The organism is Streptomyces sp. NPDC002446, from assembly GCF_053595675.1.
On sequence record NZ_JBSFYC010000013.1, the window covers coordinates 81115 to 97138 of the forward strand.

The 16024-nt window shown below is 69.7% G+C and carries 21 protein-coding genes; 11 read left to right on the forward strand and 10 right to left on the reverse strand.

The features are described from left to right. Nucleotides 1–358 precede the first annotated feature (358 nt). The 11 genes from ACWD6P_RS10580 to ACWD6P_RS10630 all read left to right on the forward strand — a co-directional run bounded on the left by ACWD6P_RS10580 (nucleotide 359) and on the right by ACWD6P_RS10630 (nucleotide 7725). On the forward strand, nucleotides 359–529 hold the full coding sequence (locus ACWD6P_RS10580; protein ID WP_451443654.1) for a hypothetical protein: 171 nt from the start codon (nucleotides 359–361) through the stop codon (nucleotides 527–529). An 88-nt stretch (nucleotides 530–617) separates the two neighbouring features. Beyond that, nucleotides 618–1229: a DUF4913 domain-containing protein gene (locus ACWD6P_RS10585; protein WP_451443655.1), complete on the forward strand. Its 612-nt coding sequence runs from the start codon at nucleotides 618–620 to the stop codon at nucleotides 1227–1229. A 1-nt stretch (nucleotide 1230) separates the two neighbouring features. Continuing rightward, nucleotides 1231–2034 carry a hypothetical protein gene (locus ACWD6P_RS10590; protein ID WP_451443656.1) on the forward strand — a complete coding sequence of 268 codons (804 nt, stop codon included), beginning with the start codon at nucleotides 1231–1233 and terminating at the stop codon, nucleotides 2032–2034. Beyond that, nucleotides 2031–2510 carry a type II toxin-antitoxin system RelE family toxin gene (locus tag ACWD6P_RS10595; RefSeq protein WP_451443657.1) on the forward strand — a complete coding sequence of 160 codons (480 nt, stop codon included), beginning with the start codon at nucleotides 2031–2033 and terminating at the stop codon, nucleotides 2508–2510. Before ACWD6P_RS10590 ends, ACWD6P_RS10595 begins: the two co-directional genes overlap by 4 nt. A gap of 28 nt (nucleotides 2511–2538) precedes the next feature. Next, nucleotides 2539–3312, forward strand: a complete 774-nt coding sequence (locus ACWD6P_RS10600) for a hypothetical protein (RefSeq protein WP_451443658.1) — start codon at nucleotides 2539–2541, stop codon at nucleotides 3310–3312. A gap of 103 nt (nucleotides 3313–3415) precedes the next feature. Beyond that, on the forward strand, nucleotides 3416–4276 hold the full coding sequence (locus ACWD6P_RS10605; protein ID WP_451443659.1) for a DUF317 domain-containing protein: 861 nt from the start codon (nucleotides 3416–3418) through the stop codon (nucleotides 4274–4276). A 38-nt stretch (nucleotides 4277–4314) separates the two neighbouring features. Then, nucleotides 4315–5166: a DUF317 domain-containing protein gene (locus tag ACWD6P_RS10610; protein ID WP_451443660.1), complete on the forward strand. Its 852-nt coding sequence runs from the start codon at nucleotides 4315–4317 to the stop codon at nucleotides 5164–5166. Nucleotides 5167–6343: 1177 nt separating this feature from the next. After that, nucleotides 6344–6715, forward strand: coding sequence for a DUF317 domain-containing protein (locus tag ACWD6P_RS10615; protein ID WP_451443711.1), 372 nt, complete (start codon nucleotides 6344–6346; stop codon nucleotides 6713–6715). Between the two features lie 15 nt (nucleotides 6716–6730). Further along, on the forward strand, nucleotides 6731–7024 hold the full coding sequence (locus tag ACWD6P_RS10620) for a hypothetical protein (RefSeq protein WP_451443661.1): 294 nt from the start codon (nucleotides 6731–6733) through the stop codon (nucleotides 7022–7024). A gap of 60 nt (nucleotides 7025–7084) precedes the next feature. After that, nucleotides 7085–7309 (forward strand): hypothetical protein, encoded by a 225-nt coding sequence (locus ACWD6P_RS10625; protein WP_451443662.1) that lies wholly within the window; start codon nucleotides 7085–7087, stop codon nucleotides 7307–7309. A gap of 110 nt (nucleotides 7310–7419) precedes the next feature. Then, the gene (locus tag ACWD6P_RS10630) at nucleotides 7420–7725 is read left to right on the forward strand and encodes an esterase (protein WP_451443663.1); all 306 of its coding nucleotides are present in this window, start codon (nucleotides 7420–7422) and stop codon (nucleotides 7723–7725) included. Between the two features lie 171 nt (nucleotides 7726–7896). On the opposite strand, the gene ACWD6P_RS10635 is transcribed toward ACWD6P_RS10630, so the two are convergent. The 10 genes from ACWD6P_RS10635 to ACWD6P_RS10680 form a co-directional block, all read right to left on the reverse strand. Continuing rightward, nucleotides 7897–8316, reverse strand: coding sequence for a hypothetical protein (locus ACWD6P_RS10635; protein ID WP_451443664.1), 420 nt, complete (start codon nucleotides 8314–8316; stop codon nucleotides 7897–7899). A gap of 61 nt (nucleotides 8317–8377) precedes the next feature. Next, a complete protein-coding gene (locus ACWD6P_RS10640; RefSeq protein WP_451443665.1) occupies nucleotides 8378–10126 on the reverse strand; it encodes a mobilization protein in 1749 nt (582 codons plus the stop codon). Nucleotides 10127–10130: 4 nt separating this feature from the next. Next, nucleotides 10131–10481 carry a plasmid mobilization protein gene (locus ACWD6P_RS10645; RefSeq protein ID WP_451443666.1) on the reverse strand — a complete coding sequence of 117 codons (351 nt, stop codon included), beginning with the start codon at nucleotides 10479–10481 and terminating at the stop codon, nucleotides 10131–10133. Nucleotides 10482–10750: 269 nt separating this feature from the next. Beyond that, entirely contained in the window at nucleotides 10751–11389 is a 639-nt protein-coding gene (locus tag ACWD6P_RS10650) for a winged helix-turn-helix transcriptional regulator (RefSeq protein WP_451443667.1), read from the reverse strand. Nucleotides 11390–11457: 68 nt separating this feature from the next. Next, entirely contained in the window at nucleotides 11458–11682 is a 225-nt protein-coding gene (locus ACWD6P_RS10655; RefSeq protein WP_451443668.1) for a hypothetical protein, read from the reverse strand. Between the two features lie 103 nt (nucleotides 11683–11785). Then, a complete protein-coding gene (locus tag ACWD6P_RS10660; protein WP_451443669.1) occupies nucleotides 11786–12808 on the reverse strand; it encodes a DUF2637 domain-containing protein in 1023 nt (340 codons plus the stop codon). Continuing rightward, nucleotides 12805–13395 carry a WhiB family transcriptional regulator gene (locus ACWD6P_RS10665; protein ID WP_451443670.1) on the reverse strand — a complete coding sequence of 197 codons (591 nt, stop codon included), beginning with the start codon at nucleotides 13393–13395 and terminating at the stop codon, nucleotides 12805–12807. The genes ACWD6P_RS10660 and ACWD6P_RS10665 overlap by 4 nt, the downstream gene beginning before the upstream one ends. Before the next feature lie 103 nt (nucleotides 13396–13498). After that, the gene (locus ACWD6P_RS10670; protein WP_451443671.1) at nucleotides 13499–14284 is read right to left on the reverse strand and encodes an ATP-binding protein; all 786 of its coding nucleotides are present in this window, start codon (nucleotides 14282–14284) and stop codon (nucleotides 13499–13501) included. Further along, nucleotides 14284–15303 carry a hypothetical protein gene (locus ACWD6P_RS10675; RefSeq protein ID WP_451443672.1) on the reverse strand — a complete coding sequence of 340 codons (1020 nt, stop codon included), beginning with the start codon at nucleotides 15301–15303 and terminating at the stop codon, nucleotides 14284–14286. Before ACWD6P_RS10675 ends, ACWD6P_RS10670 begins: the two co-directional genes overlap by 1 nt. A 2-nt stretch (nucleotides 15304–15305) precedes the next feature. Then, nucleotides 15306–15665, reverse strand: coding sequence for a hypothetical protein (locus ACWD6P_RS10680; RefSeq protein WP_451443673.1), 360 nt, complete (start codon nucleotides 15663–15665; stop codon nucleotides 15306–15308). Nucleotides 15666–16024 lie beyond the last annotated feature (359 nt).

Consider the following 16024-nt stretch of genomic DNA (forward strand, 5'->3'; position numbering starts at 1 on the left):
GCCACGGCCCGAACCTGGCGGACGAGGTCGAGTGGCTCCTGCCCACCCCCGTAGCCTCCGACGGGATCAAAGGCTCACCGAACCAACGCCACGGCAATGGGGAGGTGACCCTGTCGTCAGCAGCAGCCCAGCTCTCACGCCCACCTGGCGCGGTGCGCATGCGCACGGGTCGGGGACGGAAGAGTCCCGTGGGCGGGGCGCCGCCGACGGAGCTGCTGGCGCTGTTCGCGGAGCCGGCGGGCGCGGAGGCGGGGCTGGGGCCTGGGGGCCATACGCCGCCGCCATCGCCCGATGGGAGCAGATCACCCGCCCCGCACCGCGGCCGACCGATGACGCGGGCCGCCTGAGCCCGCTGTTCGTGGAGTGGATGCAGGGCCTCGACCCCGGTTGGGTCACCGCCACCCCGGGACTGGGACGGCCCGCCCAACTAGCCGCCCTCGGCAATGGCGTTGTACCGCAACAGGCCGCCCGCGCCCTGCAGATCCTCGCCCCGCCCCGGCCGCTCTGCCGCCACCACACACCGCTCTGATGCGCCTTCTACACGAGATTTCCGGCCTGGCCAAACCCGGATTTCTCCGGAACCTCGACACCCCACACCTTCACGCCAAGGGGTATCGATGCCTGAACCCGCTCACGACAGCGAGCCGGTGCGCATACCGGACCACGACCTGGACGACCTCGTCTCCACCGTCACACAGCTCGTCGCGGAGAGCCGCAAGCAGGGCGAGACGCTCGCCCGGCTCACCGACGAACAGCCACCCCACCAGGATGGCGAACAAGACGAGCCCGGTCGCGCGGAAGGCGCCACGTTGGCCTCCGCCCCGGCGGGCAGCGATTCGGCTGCCACCGGGACGGAGGCGCCGTCCTCGATCTTCATCCTCGCGCTCGACGGCAAGGCGTACGCCGAGGAACTCGCCGCACTGACCACCTGGGTGCACCACCTTCTGCTGCCGGTCTACGGGCGGGAGATCACCACCGGCCGCCCGTGGTGCCAGCAGTGGCACGAGCACCCCGAGGCCGTGGCCCGGCTGCACGCCCTGTGGCTCGCCTGGCAGCAGCTCACCGACGTCGAGGCCGGCCTTACCGGGCCCTCTACATGGCACCGCGATCACCTCGACCCGGCGCTACTCCAGCTCCGCACGCCCGACGGGCCGTTCGGGGCGTGCACGACCAGCGCTGCCCGCCCCAACCACCGGCTCCTGGCCTCGCCCGAGCCCGCCGGAGCCTGACATGGTCGGCACACACGAACCCGCGTCGCCGGACTACCGGATCGACGGCTTCGATCCCGCCGCCGAGCGGATCGAGGAGGACTTCTTCTCGGTCACGCTCTCGGACGACATGTTCGTCACTCTCGCCGACCACCACAGCGCCGATGGCCGCGACACCTACCTACTCCTGTTCGACCGCGCTGCGACCTGGGACATCCCCGGTACGGCGGAGTACGTCTCGCTGCACATCACCCGGGACGTCGAGCGGCGAACGTTCGACTTCGAGTACGCGCGCCATCCCGTCGTTCCCCTGGCGCAGAACTGGCTCGTCCGCCAGGGCTGCTCGCAAGAGGCCGTCGAGCCGTCTAAGGCTCACGGGCCCCGTCCCGCGGACGCGCTCACGGAACAGCTGGAGGACCTCCTCAGGGCCAACCCCGGCGACCGATACAAGGTCATCGACCACTACACCGACACCTCGTACTTCTCCGACGTCGGCGTCGAGGTGCGAACCCTCCTCTACGACAGCCACCCCGACTCCGCGGACGCTCCCTACCGCCTCTTCCTCGAAGAGACCGCCAAGGACCTGCGCTCGTACACGGTCCGGGAGGGAGCTTTCGCCACCGCCGAAGCAGCGGATACCTGGGCCATGGAACGGGATACGCCCTTCCCGCTGGCCCCGGCCCCGCAGAGCGCGGCCGACCGCCGGGCACAGGCCGCTCGCGCACGCTCGACTGTCACAGCCAACGGCCTCACTGCTGCCCCGGCCCCAGCCGCACCACCCCGATCGGCGACCGCTCCGACACGTCTGCGGCGGAGCGCGCCGTGAGCCGGGCCCGGTACGCCTTCGCGGCCCATCCCGAGGCCCTCGCCGACCTGCGGTCCGTCCCGGAGGAGATTCGCGACCTGGCCCTGCTGGAACTGCAGCACCTGGTCCACGGCAACGAGCGCGGCGCCGCTCTGCATCGCGAACTGGCGGGCTGCCACAAGGTCTACGTCGATCCGGAAACCCGGTGGCGGCTGGTGATCCAGTACCGGGACGCCCCGGCCTCCTCCCAGCACAGGAGGGAGATCTACCTCCTGGCCGTCGGCGAACGTCAGGACCAGGCCGCCTACCGCACCGCGGCGCGCCGGCTGGAGCGTGAGCGGGAAGCATCCGCCGCCACGCAGCCTCTCGGGCGTCGCGCCCAGGCGGCTACGGCCCGCTCCCCGCACAGCGGCCGTGGTGGATCCGCCCCGAGCACGCAGGCGCCCTCGGCTCCCGCCTCACAGACGCGTGCGGCACGCGCCGTGCGCCCCCGCTGACGACCAATCGATTCTCGGAGAACTGGACATGCCCGACCTCCACACACCGGCCCTGGACCACGCCGAGCCCGTCAACCAGGCAATCGACCGGCTCGCTCCCCGCTGGACCACCTGGACATTGCAGACCATCCAGCAGCACGGCGAGATGCGGTTGCCGGAGATTGCGTCAGCGTTGCCGTGGCTCGGCACCCAGAACACGCATAACGTCCTGTGGCGGATGCACACGAGCGGCCTGGTGGATCGAGCGCAACGCGGTGTCTACACAGTCTCTCCGTTGGGCCGCAGCGCGCAGCCCGCGCACCGCACGCTCGCTTCCTGGCACCGCGCGCACTTCGCCGATGACGGTCCGGCGCTCCCCGAGGCGGAGCGGACGGAGGATGCCCTGCGCCGGCTACGCGGCAGGGGCGCGGTCGACATCCTCCACGCCCTCGCGCATCACGGCCCACTGCCGCCGAGCGAACTGCGGGAAACCGCAGGGCTCGCCACGATCTCCGTCTATTACCGCCTCCAGCAACTCCAGGAGGATCAGCTCCTCACACCCGTCGGCAGCTATTCCCGAGCCTCGTACACTCTGACGCCCGCCGCCCAGGCGCTCGGGCCGGTGTACGCCGAACTCGCGGCCTTCACCCGCCAACACCCGGCGGTCGAGCGCAGCCCGGTGACTCAGCAGACGGCCAGCGCGGCACGAGCGAACGCTGCCGTACGACGATCCCTCCCAGGGATGTTCTCGCACGCGCCAGCCCCGCAGCCGAGCGTCCCGACGTACGTCACGGCGCTCTCCCACCCGTCACGAACCAGGTGATCCCCATGCCCGCAGTCAGACACCGCCCCGCGACGGCGCCCGCGCGATCCCCCGCGCGTCGCGCGGGCGCCCGCGCACCACCCCGCACCCCGAGGCACTCCCCATGCTCAGCACCGCTCCACACGGCCTTGAACCAGACACCGAGGTCCTCGTCAGCCCGGTCTACCTCGCAGGCCCCGGCAACAGCGACGCCGTCTTCAGCATCCTCGACAGCGCCGAAGGCTGGACCAAGACCGTCGCCTTCGGCACGGACACGTACTACGCGAGCCCCTGCCAGCGCGTCCGCATTGCCAACCCCACAGAGAGCCGGTACGGCGGGTGGACGATCACCTACGCCGAGGACCCGCTCGGCGTGCCGGACTGGATCACCACGTTCGACCGCCGCACGCCCCACGAGATCGTCGCCGCGTTCGCCGAGACCCTGGTCCACAGCCTGCCCAACCACTTCAAGGACTACTTCAGCGGCGGCAAACACCACACCGGCACCAGTCCCGAGGACGTGCTCAGGCACCACCAGTGGCAACTGGCCCACGGCGCCCGCCCCTACCGGACCGTCTCACCGGACGGCCTCGCCGTTCACCGCACGCGCAGCGGATGGATCCACGAGTACGACGAGCTGCTCGATCCGGAGAACTCCACATGGAGGCTGTCCGCCGGCCTCGACCCCATCCACTACCCGCACTGGCGCGCCTTCTTCAGCAGCTCCACCCCGGAGCACCTCCGGGCGTCCGCCGCTACCGCCCTCACCAGCACCGACCCCGTGCTTCGCACAGCCAGTGAGATCCCGGTGCCCCACCGAGCCCTGGTGACCGTTCGGCTCTCGAATCGGACGGCCTCTGCCCCGCGCACCGCGGCGGCGCTGGCCCGCAGCTCGTATGCCGCAGGGCCACGCACCGCCAGGGCTGTGCCCGTAAACCCGCCGCCCCCGCTCGCCGCACACGGCCGGTCACGCCGCCAGCGCTGAGGCCCGGCCCGCACCCCACCTCGGAGATTCGATCCACCATGCCCAACCATGCTTCTGACGGGGACATCTACGTCGCCCCGGTCTACCTCGCCGGCGCCACCTTCACCGGTGACCCCGCCCTCCAGCCGCTTCTCGACCAGGGGTTCCACCTCCACCACGACGAACTGGCGAACGTCTACGTCACCTCGCCCGAACAGCACATCCGGCTCGGCTACCTGCCCGAAGGCGAAGACGCCGCCCTGTGGAAGATCGCGGTCCACTCCGATCCATTCGGCCCGGCCCGCTGGCTGGCCACCTTCGACGACAGCACGCCCACGGAACTCGTCACCGCTTTCACCACCGCCCTCGCGCACGACTACGCACAGGGCCACGACACCTACCTCTACGGCGGCACCGGCAGGGACCGAGGCTTCCAGCCGCTCGTCGATGCCGGCTGGCGCACCGATCGCGGGCCGCATCTCAGCGTCACCGTCGCGCCCGACGGACTGGCGGAAATGCACCACGTCCAAGGGGCGCTGGATCACCAGGCCGAGCTGTCCGGCTACCAGTACCGCTGGAGTGCCAGTGGTGGACGCGAGGGCTACCGCTCCAGCTGGCATGCCACGTTCTCCACCCGCACCCCCTCTCACCTGATCGCCGCGACCGCCGCCGCACTCGCCGACCCCAACCCGGTGCCCCGGTATGAGGCCGAGATGCCCAAGCGCAACCTCTCCGCGGCCCGTGTGACGCCGATGCGCCCACCAGTGCCGACTCCGCTCGACGTCCGTCGCGCAACGGCCGCCCGTGCCCGTTCCGCTGGCCATCGCGCCCTCGGCCGCGCCCCGGCGATGGCGAGGGCCGCCAGCGGGCCAAGCGTCGCACTGCCAACACATGCATCCCGCCGCCGATGACCTCCGACGTGCATCGATACTCCGGGCCGACTCGGGAGCGGTTGGGCCCACCACGCGGGTGGCAGCATCTGCGGCAGCGAGGCACTTTGCCGCCCCATATAGCCCCGTATGAGGTAATTTCAACCCTCGCTACTTATCCAAAGTATTGGGTAAGTCAGTTAGAGTCGCGGTACCTTAACTATGTCGCCAATTGTGAGCGCTGATTAGTTGGCGGACATTCATTCCGCGAGATAAGTCATGCGTTAGTAATTGGAGAAGACTCGCCACGAATATTCGTGGCGAGCCCCGAGGTTGGCTAACCGGCTTGCTCCCAACAGGCCGGTTATGCCAACACCTCGCCAGAGCACGATCACGAGGATCGCCCCTTGGGTGAGCAGCTCCACATACGGTGTTGCTGCTCGGACGGCACGCCGGAGTCTGCGCTCCGCCCCCCGCCACCAGGGGTGTCCGGCTCCTTCTTCATGGTGGGCCCCCATGGGCTGACGCCCTTCACGCTCGCGCGGCACGCTTGCTGCATACCACTCGTATGGGAGGTCGGGGGCAACCCCGGCCGCCCTGTCGAGTGGCAGCAACTCGCCACGCCAGGTGAAGCGTTGGAGCTCCAAGAGCAACTCTATAGGTCGCCATGCAAGCGAGAAGGGAAATTCCCGGAGGTGACTGTCAGGGTTAGCTCCCTATTCCGGCGCCAACCCTGACAACCGCTAGACCGTCCCCTCCATCCCTGCGGGGCGGGGCCTGCGGCCGCTACTCGACCCGGCTGCAGCCGGTCTTGACGTTGAACGACGAACAGAGTCCATCGGCCGACCCGTGCCACGCTCGCCCGTGGCTTCGGCGCCGACCAGCCACGCCAGCTCCTCCACGCTCAGCTCGATCCGTCTGCCGTCGGCCAGGCGGGCCCGGCCCAGGGACGCAGCCTCCGCATCGTCGACCGCCTCGTTGTACGTACGGATCTCTTCGCTCTCCAACCCAACCTCCCTCAGCGATCGGTCGCCCCCGCGGAACAGCCCCTGGGGCGACCGATTCATTCCCCCTTGCGTGGACATCAGCAGCCGGTTCCCCGCCAGTTCGCCCACGGCAGACGCACACCGCCGCACACGACTGGAGACCCCGTCCCAGACCATGTCAACGTACGGACGCCGCGAAAAACAGCAGGTCAATGAAGGGATCACTGCTCGTGATGCTCACCGCTAGCGCCCCGTTCCAAGCTCCCGCCGCGCTTCCGTTCTCCGCCCTCGGCGAGCGTGAGTGGCTGCTCGACTGCCACTGCGCAGGCCCCGTCACCGCCCTCCTCAAGGGCCAGGGGTGGGACGTCGTCTGCGACCTGGCCAGCAACGTCCACTGTTCCAGCCCCGACCGCCGCGTGTACGTGGGATTCCTCCCCGAGGACCCGGCAGCGGCGCGCGGCGAGCTGTGGCACATCAACGTCAAGGGGAAGGACGGTACGACCTCCTGGCACCAGAGCTTCGGTCCGGACACTCCGGCACAGGCCGTTGCCGGATTCCTCGCCGCACTCATCTCCGCCCCCAGCCGCTACTGCGCCTGCATCTGACCAGGAGATCGCCTCGTGTCCCGCCATTCGATCACCGTGAGCGCATATCACGCCGACGGCACCATCTGCCCCGCCGACCATCGGCACACCACCGGCGGTATGCCGCTCATCGAGGGATGTACCGGACGGGAGCGATTCCTCGCGAGGTGCAGCTGCAAGCAGTGGGCCAGCGGTCCCTCGTCCACCAAGTCCTACGCCGCCGAGCTGGGCAGACGCCACCGCGCCGACCAGCTCCCGGCGAAATCCACACCGTCGCCGAAGGGCCCTGCCGTACTGCGCGAGCTCCTGCGGCTCGACGCAGAGGACTGACCAGACCCCTGCGCACCTCACCCGCCCCCTCCCTTTTTACTCTTCCTCCAGGAGGCCGTCTTGTCGCACAAGATCACCGTCCGCCAACTGATCCGCCAGCTCCAGACTGTCGACCCCGACCTGCCTGCCTACCTCGCCATCAACCCCGACTGGCCCCACGCCCACTACATCGGCCGCATCGTCGAAGTCCCCGGCCCGAACGGCGCCGTGTACCTCGCCGAGAACGGCCAGGAGGGCGTGCTGCCTCCCGCGGTGCGCACCGAGCTGCACTGGGCGAACGTGTGACCTGCCGCGCCCCTGCACATCTCTCGGCGGAAGCTACCGGCCCGGACCCGTACGTACCCCTCAGCGATCTGGCCCGTCTTCCCATGTCCGCTTCGGCACGCGGTGCTCTCGTGCGTTCTGTCCCCCCACAACCCGGCACGCCGATCCTCGCCGTGTGGGACACCGCCCCTGAACCCGAACCGATCCGGCCCGGCGCCATCCTGCTGAGCTGGCAGCCCGACCGCGACGGCGGCATGCACGTCACCGCACGCCTCGGGCTGGCCGCGACCACCGTCATCCTCGCCACCTGGCCGAGCCTTCATGGCGACTGGACTCCCATCGTCCACCCAACGCTGTACGAGGTCACCGGTCTCCACGCCGCGCTGACCGTGGCCACCGACGCCCTGCACCTCGCCAACCACCTGGCCTCTTCCTGACGGCCATCCACTCCGACCACAGAGGGCTGCCCCACAGCGGGGCAGCCCTCTCGGCTTATGGGTTCACCGTCCTGAATCGCTGCGTACTGGCTGGCGGCTCCGCCATCTAAGCGAAGGCTCACCCAACTGGTGCGCGGGACCCAGCCAAGTCCCGGGCGTTCATGTTGAGCCTCACTCCGCACGAGGCTCAACGAGGTAGGTACCGGCCAAGACGCCGTCGTACCCTGCGGCCTGGGCTGCGGACTCTAGGCTCGGGTAGTCCTGGCCGATGCCTTCGCCGATCATCGCCAGGTAGTCCGCGCGGGTCAGCTCTCGCTCCACCCACTGGTGCGCGCAGCGGCAGCGGATGCCTACTTCGCTGCGGTCACAGATGACCATCCAGTCGCGTCGGGCGCCGCAGCTCGGGCACATGACGGTGATCCCGGTGATGACGATCTCTTCGGGGTGCGTGGTGGCGCGAAGACCGATTTTCCCGTCGGCAGGCTGCATTTCCTGCTGGAGCCGCAGCAGCGGGTCGTCGCCGGATGCCGTCTCGGGCAGAGCGGTTCTGGGGGCCTGAAGGTTCTTGCTGAGCATCTGCTTCGTCTCCATGTCTCTGTTCAACCAGCCGTAACAGGCGCGGCTGCCCGCGTCCAGCCCTTTGTTGTGCTGGTTAGCGCCTTGTCCCTCGGGACCGGGGAGCGCTGGGGTGAGTCCGGGCGGTGGTCTCGGGCGCCTGCGGTTTCGGTGGCAGGGGCCGCTGCTGAGAGGTTCGCGGGCTCCTGCGTGCGCGGGGTGCGTCGGCAGTGGCGGGCAGATTGCCCAGCCGTCGCAGTCGCCAGACCAAGACGTCGGCGACGCTGTCGGCGGTCTCCAGTTCGCGCCACGCGATGGCTTGCTGGAGCAGGGCGTCGGGGTCGTGTCCGGCCCGCTCGGCCTGGTCCAAGGTGGCGGCCAGTGCATCCCAGCCGGGTTCGCGCAAGACGTGGCCCGCCTGTTGGGGCAGGGTGGCTTCGAGCGTGCCGGCATAGCGCTGTCGTACGGGTTCGGGGAGGCTGCGGCCGTGCTCGCACATAGCGTTCATGGGGGCGGCTGCGGCGAACCGGTAGGCGACACGAAGGTGTTGGGCGGCTTTCTGGGCTGCGGCGGCTTGCTGGGCGTGGCCGCGGGCGGAGTGCCAGCGGGCGGCGGCGATGGTGACGAGGACCAGCGTGGACAGGAGCATCGCGGTGGCACCGCCGTCCTCGCCTTTGCCGAGGGCGTTGCCTGCGCGGATGATGCCGCGGGCGGCAGAGCGGATGGCGCGGTTGTCGGCCCGTTCGGCGCGGATGTGGGAGCGGGTGGCGCGTTCGAAGGCGCGAGCAGCTTCGGCGAGTTCCTTGCGGGTTGAGGCCGGCGAGGTCTGGGCGACTGCGTCGAGCACTTCACCGACGCCGACCAGTTGTGCGGTGGAGTCTGCGTCGTCGTCTGCGCTCAGCGCCGAAGCCGCCGCCTCGACGGCAGGGGCTGCCTCACGCCGAGCGCGAGCCGGACGTGGTGCTCGTTCGCCGGAGCGGTCGATGACGGAGGCGTCACCGTCGGGCAGTCCTGCGTCGAGGCGCTGGCGAATCTTGGGGAGGGAGAGGTCCGGGGCAAGCTTCGAGCCGGAGAACCAGATCGGTTCACCGTCGCGGTTGCGGTCGCCGGGGAGGGCGACCTTGTACCCGAGGGTGTCGCCGGAGGGGGCGAGGCGTTTTTCGACGCGGAGGCCGGCCTCGGCGAGGCGGCGGAAGAACTCCTCCTCGCTCGCGGCTCCGGCCACGGCCTGGCGGACGCGCTCGCGCAGGGTCTCCCGCGGCGTCTCGGTTCGTCCAGCGCGTTCGGCTTTCGAGCGTTCGGCGCTGGTGGGGCGCTGGGCGGCGGTGCCGTCTCCGCCGTTGAGGATCTGCAGGCCGAATTCGACTTCGATCTTGCGGCATTCGGCCTGGGCACGAAGGCCATCCTGGTGGCGGCGGGGGCTTCGCCCGTCTTCGCGCTTGAGCGTGGCAACGATGTGGATGTGGTCGTCGGCGTGGCGTACGGCGATCCAGCGGCACGCCTTGTCGTCGCCTTCCTCGGCGATGCCGGTGGCGTGGACGATGCGGCGGGCGACCTCGGCCCATTCGGCGTCGGTGAGGTGCCGGTCACCAGGGGCGGTGCGGACAGGACAGTGCCAGACGTGCTGGGCCGGGCGGCGGTCCTTGGGGAGGGCGAGGACGGGGAGGTCGAGCCGGTCAGTGAGCTGCTTGAGGGTGGCGGTCGGATTGCGGCCTGGGTCGGGTGCGAGCTCCAGCATCCAGGCGGCGACGAGGTGAGGGTCGGTGTGTTCGTCCCGGCGGCCGGGTCCATAGAGATAGGCGAGGAGTCCGTACGTGCGGCTGCCGGTGGAGATGTCCGGGACCACGGTGTCAGCGCCTCGCCATCTCGATGGCGGCGGCCTCGACCTTGGCGGCGGCGCGCAGGACGCGGGCGACGGCGTCGTCGGCGTATTCGGCCCGGCCGCCGGAGTTGAGGATGCGGGCCACCTGGTTGAGGTTGTTGCCGACGCGGGCGAGCTGGGCACTGGCGGACATCAGCTCCTCGACACGTCCCCGCTGGTCCAACAACCATGCCCTGGGGCCGCCTTGAGCCTGGGCGACCGCGACCGCTGCGTCGGCGAGAAACCCGGCGGTCTTCAGGCCGACGGCTTCGGCGGCGCGCTTGACGATGTCGAGTTCGTCGCGGGTCAGGCGGACGCTGCGGACTTGGTCGCGGTGCACGCTCTGGCGCAGGCGGGGGCGCGTACGCGGCGCGGAACGCTCGGCGTCCTCTCCCTCCGGCTGCGGCCCGCCCTCGGTCGCAGCCCCAGAGCCCGGCTCCCCCCGGTGCCGGGCTTCCCCCGCTCCCCCAGGGGCGGGGGCAACCCGTTCCGAAACTCCTCCGCAGCCCGTGGCAGCGGAGGAGTTTCGGAACGTACAGCTTGCTCGGCCCCGTGCCGGACAGTGGTCCTGCTGCAGTTCAGAGGTGGTGCCCGGCATGTCGGAGGCGGTCACCGGCCCGACTCCGTACCCTGCCGATGGGCTTCGCTCCAGCGCTCGACGGCTGTGTAGACGGGACCCAGTGCTCGCCCGGCGGCGGTCAGCATGTGGTGGGATCCGGATCGGGCCACCAGTCCGTCGCTTTGAAGCCGTTCCAGGCGCCTCAGCGTGTATTGCGGGCCCAGATTTGCCTCCTCGGAGATGTGGATGAGCGGCATCGCCCCATAGGCGTCGAGGACCTGGATTACGGCGGTGGACTGGCGCAGGTGCAGTCGGCGCACGGCGTTCTCGACGCGCTCGGCATCTGCCATCGTGCCGCGCGAGAGGTATGCCTGGGACCATTCAGAAAGGGCCCGGTGCACAGGGAAGAGCGCCCAACCACCCTCGCTGAGCTGGTACCAGACTCCGGTGTGGCCGCCTGCGCGGTTGATCAGGCCAGCAAAATGCATGTCCTCAAGCAGCCCATAGATGCTGCGGACGAACGGCAGCTGCGCGGCGATGTCGCACACGCGCATGGGCACGCGATGCTGGGCGAGAGTCTGGACAACCCAGGTGGAGGACTTCCGCGCTATGACGCGCAGAGCTTCTTCGACGCGCTGTGCATCGATGGAGCAGATCCGGGAGATATCGGGCCGAAAGGCGGTGGACATGGTCGTAGCTCCGTTGTGGTGGCGGGCGGATATACGTGAAGGGATCGGTGTCGGCGGGTCGTCGACGGTCACCGGCCTGGCTCCGTGTCTTGGTGCTGGTCTTCGCGCAGGACTTCCTCGATCCAGTCCATGGCCAGAACTGGGTGATGGAGGGTCCGGGGTGTGCTGACCGGCGTTCGCTGGACAGTCCAGCTGCCGTCGGGCCCGGGTTCGGCCCGGTGGAGGTGTCCGTAGTCGCGAAGCACGGTGATCCAGGCGTCGGCCTCGGCGTGGGTGGCCGGTGTGGTGCGCATCGTGATGCCTCCGCTGTATGGAGAAGTCGATGGTGTGGCGCGCGTGGCAGGTGACCTGGCGATGCGGTTCAGCCAGGTCACCGGCCGTGCGTCGTGCGTTCGGTCAGCCCGTTTTGGTGACCGGCGTCGTGTTGGTCTCGGCGCGAAGCCTGCGCATCAGGACGGTCAGCCGGTCGTTGCCGAGCGGAAGGTTCTGTCCGCGGATGGCATCGGCGACGACCTGGCGGGTGGCCTTCCCCGCCTCGGTGACCGCCCGGCGGGCGATCGGTAGCAGTTCTTCGGTCACCGGATCGGTGGCCGAAGTCTGGTTGTCCTCGTTCTCCGCAGCGGTGACCAGCCCAGTCTCCGGCTGTTCGGCAGGCGGAGCGGCCGGACGGAGACGGGTGACTGGGGCAGGTCTGCTGGCCGACTGTCCGCCCAGGTCAGCGGTTCGGCCATCGTGCTCCGGCTCCGGCTCGGCCACACCGCCCTGTTGTCCGGACGGGTCCTGCGAGGCACCTGCCTCCTGGGTGTTCCGGCCGACGGTGACCGCTGGGCGGTTGGTGTCCGGGGCGGACAGCTCGACCGGGTATCCGGAGGTGACCGGCGCCGGCCGGGGCTCGTCCTGGCCAGCGGGAGTGTCCTGACGGTCGGCGGTGACCCGGCCAGTTCGGACACTGGTGGTGTCCGAATGTCCGGGGACAGCAGGCTCGGCGACTCGCCGGGCGATCAGGATGTACAGGTGGACTGCTCCGGCTAGGGCGAGCGGGGCGAGGGTGGACAGGATGCCGACGGTGACGTCGCCGAGCCGAAGCCCCGCGCCTTGCGGCTGCTGTTGGTTGAGGCGTACAGCGTGCAGAGCATTGGCCCAGATACTCGCGGCCGTCGCGGTGCCGAACAGCATCCAGACGTAGCAGCGGGCCGCGAGCGGGGCGGTGCGCAGGACCAGGAGGCCGCGCACTCCGTAGGCGATGAATCCGTCGATGACCAAGGGGAAGACGTAGGTGAGGAGTCCGCGGATGTGGATGGCGACGGCCATCTGCTGCAGGGCGTCATAGGACAGGGCGCATCCGGCGCCGCCGAGGGCGACGATGGCGGCCCGGTCCCAGCCGGTGATCCGCGCGGGTATCGGCACGATGTGGCTCACGCGGCCGTCCCAAGGTCGTCGCGGGACGTCTTCGTCCTGGGCTGCTTGAGCACCGTGGTCTGGCTCGTGGGCTCCTTCTTGCCCTTGTTCGCCTTCTTCTGCTGGTCGACCGCCCGGTCGCGGATCCGGCGGCGGGTCTTGCGGTACCGCTTCTGAGCGTGCTCCTTGGTGATCTTGAGAATCCGGGCGAGCTGTTCGACCGGCATTCCGGCCTGGTAGGCGGCGAGGACGACGGCGTCGCGCTCGGCATAGGTGAGGTGGATGTCATCGCCGGCCAGGACGGCGTTGACGCGGGCGTAGTTGAGGCGCTTCTGGAAGTTGCGATGCAGAGAGGCTCGTTCCTCTTCGGTCATGCCGCCCCGGATCCCGATGGTGTCGCCGTTTTCGAGTGCGGCGTCCAGGCAGGTGTTGCGGACGGGGCACTGTGCGCACAGAGCCTTGGCGGCGCGGATGCGGTCGATCTCGTCCGGCTCGGGGAAGAAGACGTCCGGATCGACCTCGTGGGGACCCGTGGAGCGGCAGGCGGCTTCGTCGTGCCAGGTCAGGTCGCCGAGGGTGCGCGGCGTCTCGTTCTCGGTGTGATGCATGGGATATCTCCGTTGCCCCCAGAGCGCGTTCGGGCAGGGCAGACGCGTCTTGAGGATTGGTACGTAAGGGAGGCGACCAGTGACGGCGGTCGCGAACAGGCCGTTAGCGGCTGAGTCGGCGAGCAGCCGATGCCGCGGTGGAAGCAGCTGGTGCGGCGAGTTCGGTACGTGTAGGCGGCACAGCAGTGGCAGCGATGCTGCGACGGTTGGCTGCGAGGGCGCGTCTGCGGTCGGGGCCGTCGAGGATGACCTTGTCGGTCATCTCGGTCAGGCGGGAGGCGACGCGGTCGCCGATGTGGGCGCGCAGGTCGGCCATGCCGAGGTTGGTGGTCACCAGGGTCGGGAGCATCTCGTTGTAGCGGCGGTTGATCAGCCGCATCGTGATCTCCTCGGTCCACTCGCTGCTCTTGGCCGCGCCGAGGTCGTCGATGATCAGCAGCGGACAGCGGGCGAGGTCCATCAGCTCCCGCTCGCCGTCGTGGCCGGGGCGGGGCCGCAGGTCCGCGTACAGGTCGGCGGCGGTGATCGCCTTCCAGCGCAGCCGGACGCCGGCGAGGAGCAGGGACCGGACCGCGCCGTATGCCTGGTGGGTCTTGCCGGTGCCGGTGGTGCCGACGATCAGCAGCGAACGGCCCTGGGCGATGCCCGGAGCTCCCTTGGGCCCGGGGCGGCCTGCTTGGGTGACCTCGCGGACCCAGGCGGCGACCGCGGGGTGGTCGGCGACGGCCTCCTGGTAGCGGGCCGGGATACGGGCCTGCGCCGCTTGCAGGGCGGGGATCGGTTCGTCCGGGTCGGTGAGCCGTGCGGCCGGGTCGATGCCCCGGGAGGTGAGGATGTGGGCCAGGCGGCGGGCGATGCCGCCGACGGGCTGGGCGTCGTGGTCGCGCATCACAGCTCCTCGGCGTAGGCGGCGGCAGGGTCGGCGGGATTAGCCCAGGCCCGGTGGCCGGGCAGGTTAGACCGCGATTCCGGCCGCACCAAACCGGCCGACGAGGCGTTCATGGCCTCGTTGACCATGCTGGTCAGCACGCTGGGGTGCTTGGGGTTGGCGGCGAAGCGCTGCAGGCCGCCCCGGATGTGCTCCGGGGCGATGCCCTCGTCCAGGAGCTTCTTGGTGATACGACCGAGGTGGCCGATCACATCGCCCGGCGGGCGTTGGGCGCACGCGGCGACGTACTCGCCGAGGAGGTCCTGCGTCGATGGGCTGGGCGCGGGCGCCGCGCGCCCCGAAGGATTAGTAGATCCAGGATCCAAGATCCTAGATCCAGGCGCCGAACCCTCGGGGAGGATTCGGTGAGCCCTCGGGGAGTCATCGCTTGCAGGCTTCTGACCTGCGGTTTTCTTCGCAGTGGGCTTGGGGGCATCGATGGCGCCGTCGAGCGCCGTCTGCTGGGCGTTCGTGCTCGCGGATTGGTCAGCGGGAGGCGTCGCGGGAGTCTTCGACGGCCGATCGAGGGTGCGGGGAGCCTTCGCCGAAGCTTCGGGGAGTCCTCCGGGAGTGTTCGCCCGGCTTTCGGCGAACACGGCGCAGGTGCCCTTGCAGGCTCCGCAGCGCTGTGTGGCGTGGTGGTCCGGGCAGGCCGGGATGCGGGTCTGCGAAGCCTTGTCGATCTTCTGGTGCTCGAACCAGGTGACGATGTGGAGGTACCGGCGGCCGTCGCATCCGGTGTACCGGCAGATCAGCCCGGCATCGGCCAGCTGCTGCAGGTCTTCCTCCACATGCACTGCGGTGTGCACGGCGCGCAGGGGCCAGAGCAGCCCGGCGATGATGGCCGGGTTGTCGCGGAAACGGCCGTGGTCGTCGGCCTGGGTGAGGAGGCCGAAGAACGTCCGTTCGGCGTGGACGCTCACCTCGGCGAGCGATTCGCTGGTGAAGGCTTCGGGCTTGATGGTGCGAATGCGGGCCATGGTCAGCGGCCCTCGCCCGTTGTGGCGTATACCGCGGCAGCGAGACGGAGGGTGCCGGTGGCCAGGTCGAGGTCGTACGTCTCGTCCCAGGAAACGTCGGGGTGGGCCCGGATCACCCAGCGGGCAACCGTCACGCGCTGGGCTCGGTTGAGGGCTATGAGCTGCCCCTGGGTGTCGTACGCGCGGGTGTAGGGGCTGGGCCAGTTCTGGCCGGGTTGGCGCTGCGAGACGCGGATGGTGCGGGCTCCGGGCACCATGTCCGCAAGGAGGGTGGCCAGGCGGTGCTGGCGGGTGCCGACGGTGGGTTCCACGGCCTCGGCGGGCTGGGCGGCGAGGGCCCTTCCGGTCCGGGACTCGGGCATGCGAGAATTCCTTACTCGTAGGTGGGGTGGGACGGCCGTTCTCGTCGAAAAGGTCAGCCGACTCGCCCCGGTTATGAATCCGCACCCTTCGGGGTGGCGGGGCTGGCGCCCGGAAGCTGCTAACTTCTGGGCGCCTGTTTCATTTCCCGCTGGAAATCATGGGCTTGGCGCTTGGTCTGGCTTCTGGCGTCCTTCCGTTGTGTCGGCTCCGGTTCGGCGGCTTCGCCGAGGGACCAGCAACATATGCGTGGCGCTGCGAACACTCCAGCGGATAGGGGGCGCTGCTCCACTCCGAGGCCAACTCGACATATTCAGCTGGAGATCGAGGCGCGCTCGCACCGAGTAATGAGATCGGGAAT